15 protein-coding genes are annotated in these 15242 nt (G+C 54.2%); 4 read left to right on the top strand and 11 right to left on the bottom strand.

What is annotated here, in order from left to right:
• Positions 1 to 5: 5 nt before the first annotated feature.
• The 5 genes from sufU to MKZ15_RS07390 form a co-directional block, all read right to left on the bottom strand.
• Positions 6 to 428, bottom strand: coding sequence for a Fe-S cluster assembly sulfur transfer protein SufU (gene sufU / locus MKZ15_RS07410; RefSeq protein WP_155607189.1), 423 nt, complete (start codon positions 426 to 428; stop codon positions 6 to 8).
• Entirely contained in the window at positions 428 to 1642 is a 1215-nt protein-coding gene (locus tag MKZ15_RS07405; protein ID WP_339822338.1) for a cysteine desulfurase, read from the bottom strand. The genes sufU and MKZ15_RS07405 overlap by 1 nt, the downstream gene beginning before the upstream one ends.
• A 2-nt stretch (positions 1643 to 1644) precedes the next feature.
• Positions 1645 to 2946, bottom strand: coding sequence for a Fe-S cluster assembly protein SufD (gene sufD / locus MKZ15_RS07400; RefSeq protein ID WP_339821000.1), 1302 nt, complete (start codon positions 2944 to 2946; stop codon positions 1645 to 1647).
• Positions 2947 to 2965: 19 nt separating this feature from the next.
• Entirely contained in the window at positions 2966 to 3748 is a 783-nt protein-coding gene (gene sufC, locus MKZ15_RS07395) for a Fe-S cluster assembly ATPase SufC (RefSeq protein WP_213621989.1), read from the bottom strand.
• 311 nt (positions 3749 to 4059) lie between these two features.
• Positions 4060 to 4533: a DNA starvation/stationary phase protection protein gene (locus MKZ15_RS07390; RefSeq protein WP_213621990.1), complete on the bottom strand. Its 474-nt coding sequence runs from the start codon at positions 4531 to 4533 to the stop codon at positions 4060 to 4062.
• A gap of 249 nt (positions 4534 to 4782) precedes the next feature.
• Between MKZ15_RS07390 and MKZ15_RS07385 the strand changes: the two genes are divergently transcribed.
• Positions 4783 to 5334: a hypothetical protein gene (locus MKZ15_RS07385; protein ID WP_155607113.1), complete on the top strand. Its 552-nt coding sequence runs from the start codon at positions 4783 to 4785 to the stop codon at positions 5332 to 5334.
• A 92-nt stretch (positions 5335 to 5426) separates the two neighbouring features.
• Here MKZ15_RS07385 and MKZ15_RS07380 read toward each other — a convergent pair whose 3' ends face one another.
• Positions 5427 to 5864: a DUF423 domain-containing protein gene (locus MKZ15_RS07380; RefSeq protein ID WP_239484060.1), complete on the bottom strand. Its 438-nt coding sequence runs from the start codon at positions 5862 to 5864 to the stop codon at positions 5427 to 5429.
• 128 nt (positions 5865 to 5992) lie between these two features.
• On the opposite strand from MKZ15_RS07380, the gene MKZ15_RS07375 reads away from it, so the two are divergent.
• The 3 genes from MKZ15_RS07375 to MKZ15_RS07365 all read left to right on the top strand — a co-directional run bounded on the left by MKZ15_RS07375 (position 5993) and on the right by MKZ15_RS07365 (position 8318).
• Entirely contained in the window at positions 5993 to 6406 is a 414-nt protein-coding gene (locus tag MKZ15_RS07375; RefSeq protein ID WP_155607112.1) for a hypothetical protein, read from the top strand.
• Positions 6407 to 6564: 158 nt separating this feature from the next.
• Positions 6565 to 7425, top strand: a complete 861-nt coding sequence (locus MKZ15_RS07370) for a DegV family protein (RefSeq protein WP_339820996.1) — start codon at positions 6565 to 6567, stop codon at positions 7423 to 7425.
• A 38-nt stretch (positions 7426 to 7463) separates the two neighbouring features.
• The gene (locus tag MKZ15_RS07365; RefSeq protein ID WP_339820994.1) at positions 7464 to 8318 is read left to right on the top strand and encodes a DegV family protein; all 855 of its coding nucleotides are present in this window, start codon (positions 7464 to 7466) and stop codon (positions 8316 to 8318) included.
• Positions 8319 to 8399: 81 nt separating this feature from the next.
• Here the strand turns inward: MKZ15_RS07365 and narI are convergent, their stop codons facing one another.
• From narI to MKZ15_RS07340, 5 genes are read right to left on the bottom strand one after another with little or no spacing between them, the layout of a single operon-like run.
• A complete protein-coding gene (gene narI, locus MKZ15_RS07360) occupies positions 8400 to 9089 on the bottom strand; it encodes a respiratory nitrate reductase subunit gamma (protein ID WP_155607109.1) in 690 nt (229 codons plus the stop codon).
• 20 nt (positions 9090 to 9109) lie between these two features.
• A complete protein-coding gene (gene narJ, locus MKZ15_RS07355) occupies positions 9110 to 9772 on the bottom strand; it encodes a nitrate reductase molybdenum cofactor assembly chaperone (RefSeq protein ID WP_339820991.1) in 663 nt (220 codons plus the stop codon).
• Positions 9773 to 9778: 6 nt separating this feature from the next.
• Positions 9779 to 11278 (bottom strand): nitrate reductase subunit beta, encoded by a 1500-nt coding sequence (gene narH / locus MKZ15_RS07350; protein WP_339820990.1) that lies wholly within the window; start codon positions 11276 to 11278, stop codon positions 9779 to 9781.
• Positions 11268 to 14951, bottom strand: coding sequence for a nitrate reductase subunit alpha (locus tag MKZ15_RS07345; RefSeq protein WP_339820988.1), 3684 nt, complete (start codon positions 14949 to 14951; stop codon positions 11268 to 11270). The genes narH and MKZ15_RS07345 overlap by 11 nt, the downstream gene beginning before the upstream one ends.
• Positions 14952 to 15236, bottom strand: coding sequence for a hypothetical protein (locus MKZ15_RS07340; protein WP_155607107.1), 285 nt, complete (start codon positions 15234 to 15236; stop codon positions 14952 to 14954).
• Between the last annotated feature and the right edge of the window lie 6 nt (positions 15237 to 15242).

Here is a 15242-nt window from a genome sequence, read left to right as displayed (position 1 = left end):
GGGGATTAGTTATCCGCTTGGATTCCTTTTTTCAGCGCGTTCCAAGCTAACGTAGCGCATTTGATGCGGGCAGGAAATTTATTAACGCCAGATAAGGCCTCAAGATCTTCATAATCGTCAAAGTCCACCGACTCGCCAATCATCAACCGGGAGAACCGTCCGGCCAGGTCCATCGCTTCATCGAAAGTCCGGCCCTTGACGGCTTCCGTCATCATCGAAGCCGACGACATGCTGATGGAGCAGCCTTCCCCAGTAAAACGGGCGTCCTTGACGACGTTATCTTCCACAATGAGCTGCAAGGAAATACGGTCGCCGCAAGTCGGATTGTTCAAATCCACCGTCAGCGCGCCTTCCTCAAACTTCCCGCGGTTGCGCGGGTTCTTATAATGATCCATTATGACTCGGCGGTACAGATCGTCCAGTTGCATCACCCAAAATACTCCTTTGTTTGGATTAAAGCTTCCGCCAGTCGGTCGATATCCTGTTCCGTATTGTACAAATACAGGCTGGCTCTGGCCGTTGCGCTCGCTTCAAGCCAGCGCATAAGCGGCTGGCAGCAGTGATGGCCCGCCCGGATGGCGATGCCGGAAGCATCAAGCACGGTTGCAACGTCATGCGGATGAATATCCTGCAGATTGAAGGTAATCAAGCCCACTTCGCGCTCACGCGGTCCGTATAGAGTCAGCCCTTCAATTTCAGACAGGCGGTTCATCGCATAACCGGCGAGTTTAGCCTCATGCCGGTGAATTTCCTCAAGCCCGATACCTTCCAGGAAATCAATGGCCGCCGCCAGCCCAACTGCGCCAGCGATGATAGGCGTCCCACCTTCGAATTTCCACGGAAGCTCCTTCCAGCTTGATTCATACAGCCCAACATCGTCGATCATTTCCCCGCCGTATTCAATCGGCTCCATGGATTCCAGCAGTTGCTTCTTCCCATATAGTACCCCAATTCCAGTAGGCGCGCACATCTTGTGGCCGGAATAGGCATAAAAATCCGCGTCCAGATCCTGTACGTTGACCTTCATGTGCGGGGTGCTTTGGGCGCCGTCGACGACCATAACTGCCCCATGCCGATGAGCGATGGCCGCGAGCTCCTTGATCGGATTCACGACGCCAAGAACGTTGGAAACGTAGGCCGTTGCCACAATCTTCGTCTTCGCGGTGATCGTCTTCTCCGCATCCGCCAGATCGATATGACCGTCCGGTTGCAGCGGAATGTATTTCAATACTGCTTTCTTCTTTAATGCTAGCTGTTGCCATGGAATGAGATTACTATGATGCTCCATCGGAGTAATGACGATTTCGTCCCCTTCACCGACAGCTGCCGCCCCGTAAGAGGAAGCGACCAGATTCAACGCCGTAGTGGTACCGCGGGTAAAGATGATCTCTTCCCGGCGCGCTGCACCGATGAATCGAGCTACCTTCTCGCGTGCGTTCTCGTAAGCATCGGTCGCCCGGCTGCCCAGCGTGTGAACGCCGCGATGCACATTCGCATTATCCCATTCGTAATAATGCTTGATTGCTTCAATTACGACAGCCGGCTTCTGTGAAGAAGCCGCACTGTCGAGATATACGAGCGGATGCCCGTTGACTTCCTGCTGCAAAATCGGGAATTGTTTCTTGAGCTCTTCGGCGTGAATGCTCATTGTCCCAACTTCCTTTCCACCAGGCCCTGCAGTTGCTTCTGCAGCTGTTCCAACGGAATATCCGATACGACAGGAGCGAGGAAGCCATAGATGACTAGACGCTCCGCATCTGCACGGGAAATCCCACGGGACATCAAATAATAGATTTGCTCCGGATTGACTTGCCCTACGGAAGCCGCATGTCCTGCCGTGACGTCATCCTCGTCAATCAGCAGAATCGGGTTCGCGTCTCCACGCGCTTTCGGGCTTAGCATCAGCACTTTCTCGGTTTGCTGACCATCCGCTTTAGTGGCGCCTTTCTCAATCTTTGTAATGCCGTTGATGATAGCGGTCGCCTCTTCCCGAATGACTGCACGGGTGATCATTTGGCTGGTCGAGCTCTTGCCGTAATGGACTGCCTTCGTCGTGTAGTTCAACCGTTGTTTCCCCGAACCGACGGCGATCACCTTAGCATCAGAGGTCGAACCGTTCCCTTTCAAGATGGACAGCGTTTCGCTCGCTGAATCGCCGCTGTTCATTTCTCCGATAATCCATTCGATGCTTCCGTCGTTTTCGACTATGGCGCGGCGGTACGTCATATCTGTCGCTTGCTCGCCCAAATGGTGAACCGTGGCAAATTGAACCTTGGCACCCGGTTTTACCACCACTTCGGCCGCACCGTTATGCACAATGTTTCCATTCAAGTCCACAGAAATATAGTTATCCACGTAGGTCACTCGGCTGTTCGTATCCGCTACGATCAATACGTGCGGCGCAAACGCAGCTCCCGCATTGTCCAACAGGAAAATGCTCTGCAGCGGCGTATCAATCACCACGTTCTTCGGAATATATAGGAATACGCCGCCGTTCCACAATGCTGCATGCAAAGCGGACAAACGGTTTTCGTCCGGCTTTACGACACTGTGAAGGTGCGCCTTTACGAGGTCGCCATGCTCACGTACTGCCGTTTCCAAATCCGTGAAGATGACCCCTTGGCTAGCCAATTCCGGTGCCAGACGAGTAAATACCGTATCTGCATTACGCTGAACAAGCAAATTGCTCTGCTCCGTCAAATCGACTAGCGATTGAATGCTGTTGGGAAGCTGCTGCGGATTTGTGTCGTGGGTCTGATCAAGCTTTCCAAAATTCGTTAAATCCCAGCGGTCAATCCGCGTCTTCTCCAATTTAGGCAGTTCCAGTTCCGTCGCCAGCTGCAGCGCCTTCGACCGGCTGTCCGTCAGCCAGGCCGGTTCGCCGCGCTTCGCGGAAAGTTGTTTCAATTGCTCCGCTTCTACCGGAAGTACGGTTTGTGTCGTCATTCTCTACTCCTCCTTCCGATTAGGCTTCTTGACCAACCGTTTCGTCCACAATGCCCAGCTCTTCCTTGACCCAATCATAACCTTCGGCCTCCAGGCGTTCGGCTAGCTCAGGACCGCCGGATTTCACGATGCGACCTTGCATCATGACGTGAACGAAGTCCGGTTTGATATAGTTTAACAAGCGTTGGTAGTGGGTAATAATCAGGAAACCACGGTCTTCGCTGCGCATGGAGTTCACCCCATTGGCTACGATCCGCAAGGCGTCGATGTCGAGACCAGAGTCGATTTCATCCAAAACAACGATCTTCGGATCCAGCAGCAGCATTTGCAAAATCTCATTCCGTTTCTTCTCGCCGCCGGAGAAACCTTCATTCAAATAACGGTGCGCAAACTCTGGATTCATCTCCAGCACTTTCATTTGGCCTTCCATTTGGCGAATGAATTTAATCAGGGAAATCTCGTTCCCTTCGTCGCGGCGGGCATTAATTGCACTACGCAAGAAGTCCGAGTTCGTCACGCCTGCGATTTCACTAGGATATTGCATCGCCAGGAATAGACCTGCGCGTGCGCGCTCGTCAACGGCCATCTCCAACACGTCTTCACCGTTCAGCGTCACTTTACCGTCCGTCACTTCAAACTTCGGATGGCCCATTAGCGCAGATGCCAGCGTACTTTTCCCGGTCCCGTTAGGTCCCATGATAGCGTGGATTTCCCCGCCTTTTATCTCAAGATTGATCCCTTTCAGGATCTCCTTCTCCTCGATTGTCGCCTTAAGTCCCTCAACTACAAAATGCGTTGCCATGTAACTGCTCCTTCCATCCACAAATATTAACGTTATTTGCTCAGGGACGCCGCCCTTGTTGTTGCCATTATATCATAACAATTATCACATTAGAATGATTCTAAGTGATTCTCATTGATTCTCATTTCCATTCTAACCTACTTTATTGGCATAAGCAACGTATGCCAGCGGATATAAACCCGTATGCTATACTCTTTGTCACAGACAAGTCGAAATTCCCATTGTTACCCAAAGTAAAAGGACCCGGCCCTTGCTTACGGCCAAGCCCTTGTGGAAATGCCTCACTTGTATGAACTTGTAACAAAGCAGGGTTAACCCAAATAGGCCCGGAGCATCCACATCTGCTTCTCAAGACTGCCAACGTAGCCGGTCAACAGATCGCTGGTGGCATGATCCTCGGCCTTGTCAGCCAGCGCAATCCCTTCGTTGTACGCCTCGGTCAAGGTTGCTAAATCCTCAAGCACGTGCTGCACCATTGCCTGCGGCTCCTCCTTACCGCCCGCCTCCTGGATGGTGGCAAGTTCCAAGTACTCCTTCAGCGTTGCTGCCGGGTTCCATTTTAGCGTCAGCATCCGTTCAGCGACGGCATCCATTTGCTCAGAAACTTCATTATATAATTCTTCAAATTTGGCATGCAGTCGAAAAAAATCGCTCCCTTTCACATACCAATGATAGTTGTGCAATTTCACATAAAGCACATTCAAGTTGGCGACCTGTTCGTTCAACAGTTGCTCCAGGCTCGATTTCTTCGTTTTTCCTGTAGATTTCGTTTCCGAATTGGCCATCCTCATCCCCTGCTTTCTATATAGAATAAGATGTCATTATCTTACCCGAATTCAAGTTAAGCGAAACAGAAAGATGGTGGACATCCAGTTTACGTTCCGCTTGTTTGCTGCGGCAAACGCTTTCTTTCGGTTTCCAGCAATGCTCAGTGTTTTTTTCATGAATTTGGACTATGATTGTTGTATTAGTGGTGCTATGATTATTTGGGTATTTTCAACATAAAAGGATAACACGCAATATTTGGGGGAATTATGGACAATCACACTGGTCAACATCATGAGGAAGAATTGGGTTACTTGTTCAACGTCGAAATTCTGATCAAGGGCACGACGAACCCGTTGGCATTGCAAGCGCTGCTGAAGCTGCTAAACGGCAGCTCAGACATCATAGATTTCCGCATTAATTCCGGAATAGAGTTGGGACAAATCATTGAATCGACCTTAGCTTCCCGCAAGCAGTCCCGTATTGATAAAGCCAGAGTCGCCTCAACCAAGAATAGCGCCAAACAGACGCCACAGCCTCCGGCTGCGGCCGAGAAGAAGAAAAACGAACCGGCTGCCCCGGCTTCAGGAAACTTCAAAGATATTGCGGCCAGCGAGGAATTCCAGGCTTGGATTCAAGGCTACATCACCGGGAACAAGTTGGTCCGGCTGTATGTCAACCGAAACGGGAAGCGAACGAGCATTCCCTGCCGAATTCTGAATTTCCTTCCGGAAACCTACGCTCTAAACGTATACCACGTCGACGAGAAGCAGGTCTATACGTTAAAACTGAGCGAAGTCATCGACTTTCTGGATACTTAAACGGTTCACTGGATCATGTCAAAGGGCTGACGTTTCCTGCCAAGCAGGATTCGCCAGCCCTTTTGATTCGATACTCAAATCAGGCGGGTTTTTTAAGCCCCCGCCCGAGAAGTACCCTTCCAGGCCTCAAGTGCGAGCAGCAACCAACCTCCCAGAAAAGCTACGCCGCCAAGCGGCGTCACCGGACCAAGCCATCGGAAGTCCAATGTGGATAGCCCGTATAAACTGCCCGAAAATAGAATCACACCGATCAGAAACAATCTTCCGCTCCACAACAGGCGCCGGGATTCTCCCCATTTTCCGGAAAACAAAGCGGCCACAAGCATCGCAATGCCATGGATCATCTGGTAATGAACCCCGGTCTCGAAAGTCCCTATGGCCGACTCGCCGATCCGTTCCTTCAGGATATGAGCGCCGAAAGCTCCAAACGCCACGGCTAGAAGCATGACAATGGCACCGATTCCCGCATATTTTCGCTGCACGATCGCATTTCGCCCCTCTCTGAGTATGTCCACCGTTTTCATGTCCATCATACCGCAGAGCTTCGTCTATTTTCCACTGCAATCCCTCCTCCCCAAAAATGTCCTTGCAATTTTCGGAAGGATATTTAAAGATGTTCTTGAATAGGTTTACATTACCGTATTAAAGGAGTTTTCAAATGGATTATCGCCAATCAGAGCAAGAACCCGTATCCTCTTACAATGCGCCTTTTGAGCCCGCCTATCGGATGAAGTTCTCCGGACCAGGCATCGCTTCATTCGTACTCAGCTTACTTGCCGTAATCGGCTATATCGTATCGCTAGCGCTGATTACGTCCACGGTACTAGAGATCATGGACCAGCCAGCAAACGTGATCGCTGAAGACCTGCTGCAGCGAACCGGCGCTTTGCTCGGCATTTTACTGTTTCTCGTATCCGGTTTGCTGGACCTGATCGCACTGATTTTGGGCATTATCGGCCTAGCGGTCAAAAACCGACGTAAAGTGTTTGCGATTTTAGGCACGATTTTCTCAGCGTTATCTTTGTTGATGCTCATCATGTTGTTCGTTTTGGGCAGCCTTACCGCCCCGTAATAATGGCGGCTTGATGCCGCCGTTTCAAGCCCCAAGCCTCGCGGGTACGGTGACGCGGACTTGGGGCTTTTCCTAGTCTCGTTCTTTTTGTTAGAATAGTGAGAAGTTGCTTTTTTCATCTACTAAGAATTCGTATCAACTAACCAAGGAGACTGCTTATGTCTAATGTGAAAATTTTCGCGGATAGTACCTCGGACCTTCCAGCCGGTTGGGCCGAACGGCATGAGATCGGACTGGTCCCGCTTTGCGTCGTATTCGGTGATGAGACTTTTCGGGACGGCATCGACATTACCCCGCCCGATATCTATCGCCGGGTGGAGGCCGAGGGAAATCTGCCTAAGACAACGGCTCCGTCCCCGAAAGACTTTATGGATGCCTTTGGCCCTTATATCGATCAAGGACGGGACATCGTGTATATCAGCTTGTCCTCCAAGCTCTCGTCCACTTACCAGAACGCGCAAATCGCTGCCGCGGAATTTCCCGAGGGCCGGATCCATGTCGTTGATTCCCTTACCCTATGCAGCGGTATTGGATTGCTCGTTATGAAGGCCGTGCAGCTTGCCGAGAAGGGCTTTGAAGCCGCGGAAATCGCCGGACAAATCGCCGCGATGCGCCCTCAGGTGGAGACCCAATTCGTTATCGATACGCTGGAATATTTGTATAAAGGCGGACGCTGCTCCGGGATGCAAAATTTCATCGGCAGTCTGCTGCAAATCCGGCCGGTGCTGAAGCTTGTGGACGGAAACATCATCCCGGCTTACAAGGTCCGGGGCCGCAAGGAGAAAGCCGTGCAGCAAATGCTCGACAACGCCCTGGCCGATAAGGATAAAATGGATCAGGATTTAATCCTGGTCGCTCATACCCTTGCCGAGGAAGAAGCGCAGCGGCTGGCCGTCATCCTGCGGGAACAGACCGGTGCGCGCAAAGTCGCCATTGCGGAAGCTGGTTGCGTCATATCGAGCCACTGCGGACCGCACACGGTCGCAATCATGTATACAAGAAAACAACCGGCTTCCTAAGTCCCATAGATAACCAATGAACTTTTAGGAGGATTCATATGGGTTCCATCAAAATTTTTGCGGACAGTACCTGCGATCTCCCCGCGGATTGGATTACGCAGTACGACATCGGCATCGTGCCGCTGTACGTCACGTTCTCGGAACAGACTTATAAGGATGGCGTCGATTTGACGGTGCCTGAGCTGTACCGGAAAGTCGACGAAACGGGCAAGCTGCCGAAGACGGCAGCACCTTCCCCTGCGGACTTTATACAGGCGTTTACGCCTTTTGCCCAGGAAGGCCAGAGAATCCTATATATCAGCTTGTCTTCGGAACTATCCTCGACTTACCAGAACGCGCTGATCGCCGCAGAGGAGTTTACCGAAGGTACGGTTACCGTGTTTGATTCCCTGAACTTATCGACTGGCATCGGTCTTCAGGTCATGAAAGCCGTCGGGGCTGCGTCGGAGGGAAAGAGTGTGGAAGAAATCGTTCGCTTGCTGACCACCGTACGTTCGCAGGTCGAGACCGAATTTGTTATCGATTCGCTGGACTATCTCTATAAAGGCGGACGCTGCTCCGGGATGCAAAACATCGTCGGCAGCCTGCTGAGAATACGCCCCGTCATTAAGGTTGAGGACGGAAAAATGACCCCGGCTTACAAGATCCGCGGAAGCCGCGAAAAAGCGTTAGATCAGCTTCTAAACAACGCGCTTAGCCGCCTGCCCGAGATGGATAACGACCTTATCTTCGTCACCCATTCCTTGGCGGACGAAGACGCAATCATGCTGAAGGAAGCGTTGGAGGCCAAAACAAACGCCCGACTCGTCGCGGTATCTAATGCCGGTTGCGTCATTTCCAGCCACTGCGGCGCCAAAACGATCGGCATCTTATATACGAAGAAGCTCGCCTAACGAACGCACTAGGAGAAAAGGGAAGGCAAGGGACATTCGCCCCTCGCCTTCCCTTTCTTGCGCTTACGGCTAACAACACCCTTATCGCCGCTTATAGCTCACCCGCGAACGGTACTGCTGCGGGGCGCGTGCCGGATAGCGTACCGGCAGAGAGAACATATGCACCAGCTTCGTGAACGGGATCGAGGCGAACAGCAGAAAGGCCGTCAACACATGCAACTGAAACAACAGCGGCACCGTATCCATCAGATGATAATCGGGATGGAACGCAAGCAGGCTGCGGAACCAAGGGCCGATCGTCGTACGATATTCATAAGCCACCACGGTCGTATTGTAAACGATTGTCATATACGTCCCGTTGGCAGCGACGATCAGCAGCAGGACGACGGCGAAGTAATCGGCAAAGCCGGCATGGGCCCGAACGCGCCGGTTCAGGATTTTGCGAATCAATAGCAGGACGAGCCCTAATACCACCATAAGGCCTGCCAGCCCGCCGCCGACGATCGCGAAGAAATGATACGTTTCATCGTGAACGCCTAGGGCGTGATAAACGCTTCGCGGGATCAACACACCCATCACATGGCCAACGAAAGCGAAGACGATGCCGTAATGAAACACCGTCGACCCGACCCGCAGCCATTTTTTCTCGAAAATTTCCGTCGAGGGAGCCGCCCAGCTCGCCTGCCGGAAGGCAAACCGGTACAGCAAACCGAGAATCAACACCGTCAATGCGATGTAGGGATAGACTACCCACCAGAATAATCCGGTCATTGCGGTTTTCCTCCATTCATTCAGTTGCACATTTTGAATTGCGTCGGATCCGTCCCCGTGCGGGCTGTCCCATCCATTCCGTAAAGGATCGGGTAAGGAAGTTCGTCCAGGTCGGCTTGCTCCCGCTTTGCTTCCAATCGGCGGATGTCCTCTTCCGAGGGCTCGCCGAATACCTCTTCCATCAGGTAGGCGAACACCTCACGGTAAGGGCTGTCCTCTGGGAGATGATCGGCAACGCGCTTCGTCGCCACGGCCAGCCGCAGATCCAGCGCCCGTACGTGGACATGATCCGGGCGCATCGCCAGCAGCTCGTAAAGCAGCGGCATATAATCGGCCAGTTCGCCAGCCGCCGCCACAAATCCGGCATCGCCGATAATGTGCTGCAACAGAATCAATGCAGCCCCCCGTTCGCGGCTGTCTCCAAGCTCGTGCGCGGTGAGATAAAGCCCGGTTTTTTCCTTCCAATCAAAGGTCCAGACGTACTGCTCTCGCAGCTCCCGGAGGGGGAGGGACTGCAAAGGCCGAATTGCCGTTTCCAATCGGCTCCTCAACGTAAGATCCTCCACTTCCGATACCGCCTCAGCCGTCTCCCTCAGGATCTCCGGATAAACGTCGTCAGGGTATCCAAGCAATTTGGCGGCGACGGCCAATCCGATGCGTTTTGCTTCCATGGCTTCCACCATATCGATCTATTCCCCCTTGGCAAAATACTGCGACATAAAGCCATCCTCCGGTGTAATTCCCTCCAGGCTGCAAGCGCCTTGGCGATAATGTAATCCGGCTTCCCCGATCATTTCCCGCCGCGCGGTCGGAATGACAAACCGTTCGTTATGCTTGGCGACGGCAAACAAACGGGCCATCTCCTCGATTTCCTCAACGGTTGTTCCCGCTTCCTCCAGCAATCGGCTGCGTCTCAGCTCGTCCAACCCTCCGACGGCGCGATCGCGCATCATTACGCGCATGGCCGTCATTTTCAACAAAACCTTCCGAACTACTTTCGTATCCCCCGCCGTCAGTAAGGAAGCCAAATATTCCACCGGAATCCGCATTTGATCCACCGCCGGGATATACATGTCCGTCTGCAGCTCATCTTCCTCGATGTGGTTCATGATCGGGCTGAGCGGCGGCACGTACCAAACCATCGGCAGCGTCCGGTATTCGGGATGAAGCGGGAGCGCGACCTTCCATTTCATCGCCATTTTATAAATAGGTGAACGCTGAGCGGCATCGATCCACGCATCCGTGATTCCCGTTCTTCTCGCTTCCTTAATGACTTCGGGATCGTTAGGATCGAGGAATACGCCCAACTGCGCTTCATATAGCTCCTGCGGATCCTCCACGGCTGCGGCGGCTTTGACCCGGTCCGCATCATACATCACAACACCGATGTAACGGATCCGTCCGACACACGTCTCGGAGCAGATCGTCGAGAGTCCGGCCTCCGTGCGCGGATAGCAGAAATTGCACTTCTCCGCCTTATGCGTGTTCCAGTTGTAATACACCTTGTGGTAAGGGCAACCGTTCATGCAAAACCGCCAGCCGCGGCAGGCTTCCTGGTCGACGAGCACGATGCCGTCCTCGTCCCTCTTGTAAAGAGCACCGGACGGACAAGAGGCAACGCAAGACGGATTGAGACAATGCTCGCAAATCCGTGGGAGGTACATCATAAACGTCTTCTCGTATTCTAACGCGATGTGCTCTTGCAGCTTCTTCACGTTAGGGTCCATCGGGACGATTTCGCTGCCCCCGGCCAGATCATCGTCCCAGTTGGGGCCCCATGTCGGCTTGTCCATGTATTCGCCCGTAATCATGGATACCGGCCGTCCGACCGGCAAGTTCTTGCGTTTCGGGCTATGGAGCAGGCTGTCGTAATCGTACGTCCAAGGCTCGTAGAAGCTGTCCAGATCGGCCATATCCGGATTGTAAAAAATATTCGCCAGCTTCGCGATCGGCCCACCGGCCCGCAGCGACAGCTTGCCGCCGCGCAGTACCCAGCCGCCCTTGTATTTGCGCGAATCTTCCCATTCCTTCGGATATCCCGGTCCCGGCCGGGTCTCCACGTTGTTGTACCACATATACTCCGTGCCGGGGCGGTTGGTCCAGGTGTTCTTACAGGTGACCGAGCAGGTATGGCAGCCGATGCACTTGTCGAGGTTCATCACCATCGCGACCTGTGTTTTAATCCTCAAGCCAATTTACCTCCTTCAGCGGACGGATGATCGTCATCGTATCCCGTTGATTTCCTGTCGGCCCGTAATAATTGAAGCCGTAACTGAGCTGCGCGTAGCCGCCGATCATATGCGTCGGCTTGAGCGTAATACGGGTCACGCTGTTGTGCGTGCCGCCCCGCTGCTTGGTGATTGAGGTGCCGGGCACGCCAAGCGTACGGTCTTGGGCGTGGTACATATAAGCGATTCCCTCGGGAATCCGGTACGTCAGCACCGCCCGCGCCGCCACGACCCCATTCCGGTTATATACCTCGATCCAGTCGTTGTCCTTTATGCCGATCGAGGCTCCATCCTTCTCGTTTAGCCATACGACCTGCCAGCCGCGGAACAACGTTGACATCTGGTTCGTATCAGTAAACATCGTATGGATGCCCCACTTCTGGTGGGGGGTCAAATAACGGATCGTCAGCGATTTCCCGTTCCCCGGCACCTCCCGTTCCCCCTTGAGGAAAGGAACATGTTCTAGCGGCGGCAAATACAACGGCAGTGCCTCCCCGAAATCAAGGATCATTTCATGATCGAGATAGAAGCTTTGCCGACCGGTTAACGTCCGCCACGGAATGTTGTATTCAGTGTTCAACGTAAACGGGGAATACCGGCGGTTGTCCTTCTCGAGCCCGCTCCAAACGGGTGCAGAAATGGCTTGGCGCGGCTGGGCCGTGATATCGAACAAGGTAAAAGCTTCCTCTTCCCTTGGTTTGGCGATGTCCGCAAGCTGCTTCCCCGTCTTCTTCTCCATGTCGCGCCAACCTTCGACCGCACGTTCTCCGTTCGTCGCCCCCGACATTAACAGGATGGCTTCGATCGCTTGGCGATCATCGTACAAATCCGGCTGGCCTTTGCCAATGCCCTCCCGTTTGGAGATCCCCAACCGTTCCTTCAGCTGCTTATACACCCGTTCACCCGGGATCTTGACCGCTTTGGAACTATACCCCTTCTCGATGTTCGGACCCAACGTGATCATCTTCCCATAGACATTCGGGTAGTCGCGCTTGACGATGAGGAAATGCGGCATGCTCTTGCCGGGAATCGCTTCAATTTCTCCTTTCCGCCAATCCTTGATCTTCCCGTGCACCTGAGCTACTTCATCCGGGCTGTCATGCCCGAGCGGCGTCATCATGACGTCCTCACAAGCGGGAAGATGCTTCTCGGCCAACTCCGAGAACGTCTTGGCGATTTCACGGAAAGCATCCCAATCGCTTTTACTCTGCCATGGAGGAGAGATCGCCGGGTTAAACGGGTGGATAAACGGATGCATGTCCGTGCTGCTCAGATCATGCTTCTCGTACCAGGTCGCCGCAGGCAACACGATGTCCGAGAACAGTCCGGAGCTCGTCATACGGAAGTCCAAGCTGACGAAGAGATCGGTCTTGCCCTCCGGCGGCATATCGTCGGTGTGCACGTCCTTCGGTCGCCAGGACTGGGATGGGTCGGTTAAGACCTGGTTGTCGGCACCGATCAGATGCTTGGCGAAATACTCATGTCCCTTGCCGCTGTCGCCCAGCAGATTGGAACGCCAGTTAAAGAACACGTGCGGGAAGTTACGTGGATCGTTCGGATGCTCGATCGCAAAGTCCAGCTCGCCGTCCTTGACCATTCGAGCAACCTCCTGGACGGCTTCCCGGTCATCCGTCAGGCCCTTCTCGCGCAACTGCTTCGCCACTTCCAGCGAGTTCTGGCTGAACTGCGGGAACGACGGCAGCCAGCCGAGCCTTGCGGCCATCGCATTGACGTCGGCCGGGTGCTGTTTGCTATAGCGGCCTCCCCATGGCGTAACCTGCTCTTCGTTTACCGGAGCTTCGTACCGGAACTGCTCTGTGGCGAAATAAAAAAACGACGTGCCGTTTTGCAGCCGAGGCGGACGAATCCAGTCGCCGGCAAAGGCGATTTGCTGCCAGCCTTCCAGCGGCCGCACCTTTTCCTGGCCGACATAGTGAGCCCAGCCGCCGCCGTTCACCCCCTGCGCGCCGGTTAATAACACCAGGTTCAAGATGGCACGGTAGATTTGGTCGCTATGGTACCAATGGTTGGTCCCCCCGCCCATCGCGATCATCGAACGGCCCCCCGTCTTGGCGGCATTGTCGGCGAACTCACGCGCGACCTGAATACAATGCGATTTCTTCACCCCGGTAATCGCTTCTTGCCAGGCCGGCGTATACGGCTTCTTATCATCGTAGTCGGTTGGATAGTCGCCGGGCAGCCCCCGAGGAACGCCGACATGAGCCATCATTAGGTCGTATACGGTCGCCACCTTCAGGGTCTCGCCTGACGGGGTTTGCAGGTGCTTGACCGGCACGCCTCGCTGCACGGTTTGCCCTTCTTGTTCCGCGAAATAAGGAAAATCGACCAGAGCAACCTCATCCGCGCCCCCAAGAAAACTCAGCTGCGGATCGATGCGTGTGCCGTCCGGCTTGTCCAGATCCAGATTCCATCGGCTGTCTTGATCCCAGCGGAAGCCTTCGCTGCCATTTGGCACTTCCGGTTTCCCTGTAGCGGCGTCCCAGAGCACCGTCTTCCAATCGGCCAGCTCCTGGTCGTCGCCGAGATCCGCCGCGCGCAGGAACCGATCCGAGCGGAAGCTTCCGTTCCCCTCTTTCAAGAGGACGAGGAAGGGAAGGTCGGTAAATTTTTTCACATACTCCTTGAAATAAAGGGTCTCTTGATCGACGTAAAATTCCTTCAGAATGACATGCGTCATGGCCATGGCCAGCGCGGCGTCCGTGCCTACTCTAGCCGGCAGCCAGATATCGGCAAATTTCTCGTATTCCGAATAATCCGGACTCACGCCGACGACCTTGGTCCCGTTGTAGCGGGCCTCCACCATAAAATGAGCGTCAGGGGAACGGGTCTGCGGGATGTTAGTGCCCCAAATAATAAAGTATTTCGTATTGTACCAATCTCCGCTCTCCGGCACATCCGTCTGATCCCCCCACACCTGCGGGGAAGCCGGCGGGAGATCGGCATACCAGTCATAGAAGCTCAGTATCGTTCCGCCGATCAGCGAGAGGAACCGAGTTCCTGCCGCATAGCTGACCATCGACATTGCCGGAATCGGGCTGAAGCCAACCACGCGGTCAGGCCCGTACTGGCGGATCGTATGAATGGTTGCAGCCGCGATCATTTGGCAGGCGACATCCCAATCCGCGCGAACGAAACCACCCTTGCCCCGCGCCTTAACATAGCGGGCGCGTTTCTTCGGATCGTCCACGATATTCTTCCAGGCGATCACCGGATCCTTAACGGCCGCCATCTCCTCGCGCCACATCTCGTATAGATCCCCGCGGATGTACGGGTACTTCACCCGCAGTGGGCTGTAAGTGTACCAGGAGAAGCTGGCCCCCCGCGGGCAACCCCGCGGTTCGTATTCCGGAAAGTCCGCGCCCGTCGTTGGGTAATCGGTCTTCTGCGTCTCCCACGTAATGATGCCATCCTTCACGAACACGTTCCAGCTGCAGGAGCCCGTGCAGTTGACACCATGTGTGGAGCGAACGACCTTGTCATGCTGCCACCGGCCGCGATACAAGCTCTCCCAATCCCGGCCGCGGGGGCTTTCCTCGGTCCAGCCGTCATTGATGCGCTCCCCGCGCCGCAAATATTTCAAAGACTCGAACAGCTTGTTCTGCTTATCGCCCACTTAACTATCTCCCTTCTGATCAAATGCCGTTTGCGAAACCGGATTAAACCGCTCACCGGTCAGCTTGAACGCGCCCTCTCCGGCGCGCAGCTCTTCTGCGAACACGCTCCAGACGGGGGCATTGCAGGCGGCCAGGATCAAGCGCTGCAGCTCGTCCGGTTGATGGATGGAAGCGATCTTCGCCTCGACATCGGCCTCCGGCACTCCGAATCGCATCTGCAGCACCGCAAGCAGATCTTCCCGGTCCTGTCTAACGATTAACTCAAGCTCGCGTGCTTCCTCCAACTTCCG

It is taken from the genome of Paenibacillus sp. FSL R7-0216 (assembly GCF_037969915.1).
GTDB classification, from domain to species: Bacteria; Bacillota; Bacilli; order Paenibacillales; family Paenibacillaceae; genus Fontibacillus; species Fontibacillus rhizolycopersici.
Note: the sequence above shows the minus strand (reverse complement) of the source record. Positions and strands in the feature narration are given on the sequence as shown.

Excerpts from the sequence above, each read along its gene's own strand:
- sufU (WP_155607189.1), bottom strand. The coding sequence starts at position 428 with ATGCAACTGGACGATCTGTACCGCCGAGTCATAATGGATCATTATAAG.
- sufD (WP_339821000.1), bottom strand. The coding sequence starts at position 2,946 with ATGACGACACAAACCGTACTTCCGGTAGAAGCGGAGCAATTGAAACAA.
- sufC (WP_213621989.1), bottom strand. The coding sequence starts at position 3,748 with ATGGCAACGCATTTTGTAGTTGAGGGACTTAAGGCGACAATCGAGGAG.
- MKZ15_RS07390 (WP_213621990.1), bottom strand. The coding sequence starts at position 4,533 with ATGGCCAATTCGGAAACGAAATCTACAGGAAAAACGAAGAAATCGAGC.
- MKZ15_RS07385 (WP_155607113.1), top strand. The coding sequence starts at position 4,783 with ATGGACAATCACACTGGTCAACATCATGAGGAAGAATTGGGTTACTTG.
- MKZ15_RS07380 (WP_239484060.1), bottom strand. The coding sequence starts at position 5,864 with ATGGACATGAAAACGGTGGACATACTCAGAGAGGGGCGAAATGCGATC.
- MKZ15_RS07375 (WP_155607112.1), top strand. The coding sequence starts at position 5,993 with ATGGATTATCGCCAATCAGAGCAAGAACCCGTATCCTCTTACAATGCG.
- MKZ15_RS07370 (WP_339820996.1), top strand. The coding sequence starts at position 6,565 with ATGTCTAATGTGAAAATTTTCGCGGATAGTACCTCGGACCTTCCAGCC.
- MKZ15_RS07365 (WP_339820994.1), top strand. The coding sequence starts at position 7,464 with ATGGGTTCCATCAAAATTTTTGCGGACAGTACCTGCGATCTCCCCGCG.
- narI (WP_155607109.1), bottom strand. The coding sequence starts at position 9,089 with ATGACCGGATTATTCTGGTGGGTAGTCTATCCCTACATCGCATTGACG.
- narJ (WP_339820991.1), bottom strand. The coding sequence starts at position 9,772 with ATGGTGGAAGCCATGGAAGCAAAACGCATCGGATTGGCCGTCGCCGCC.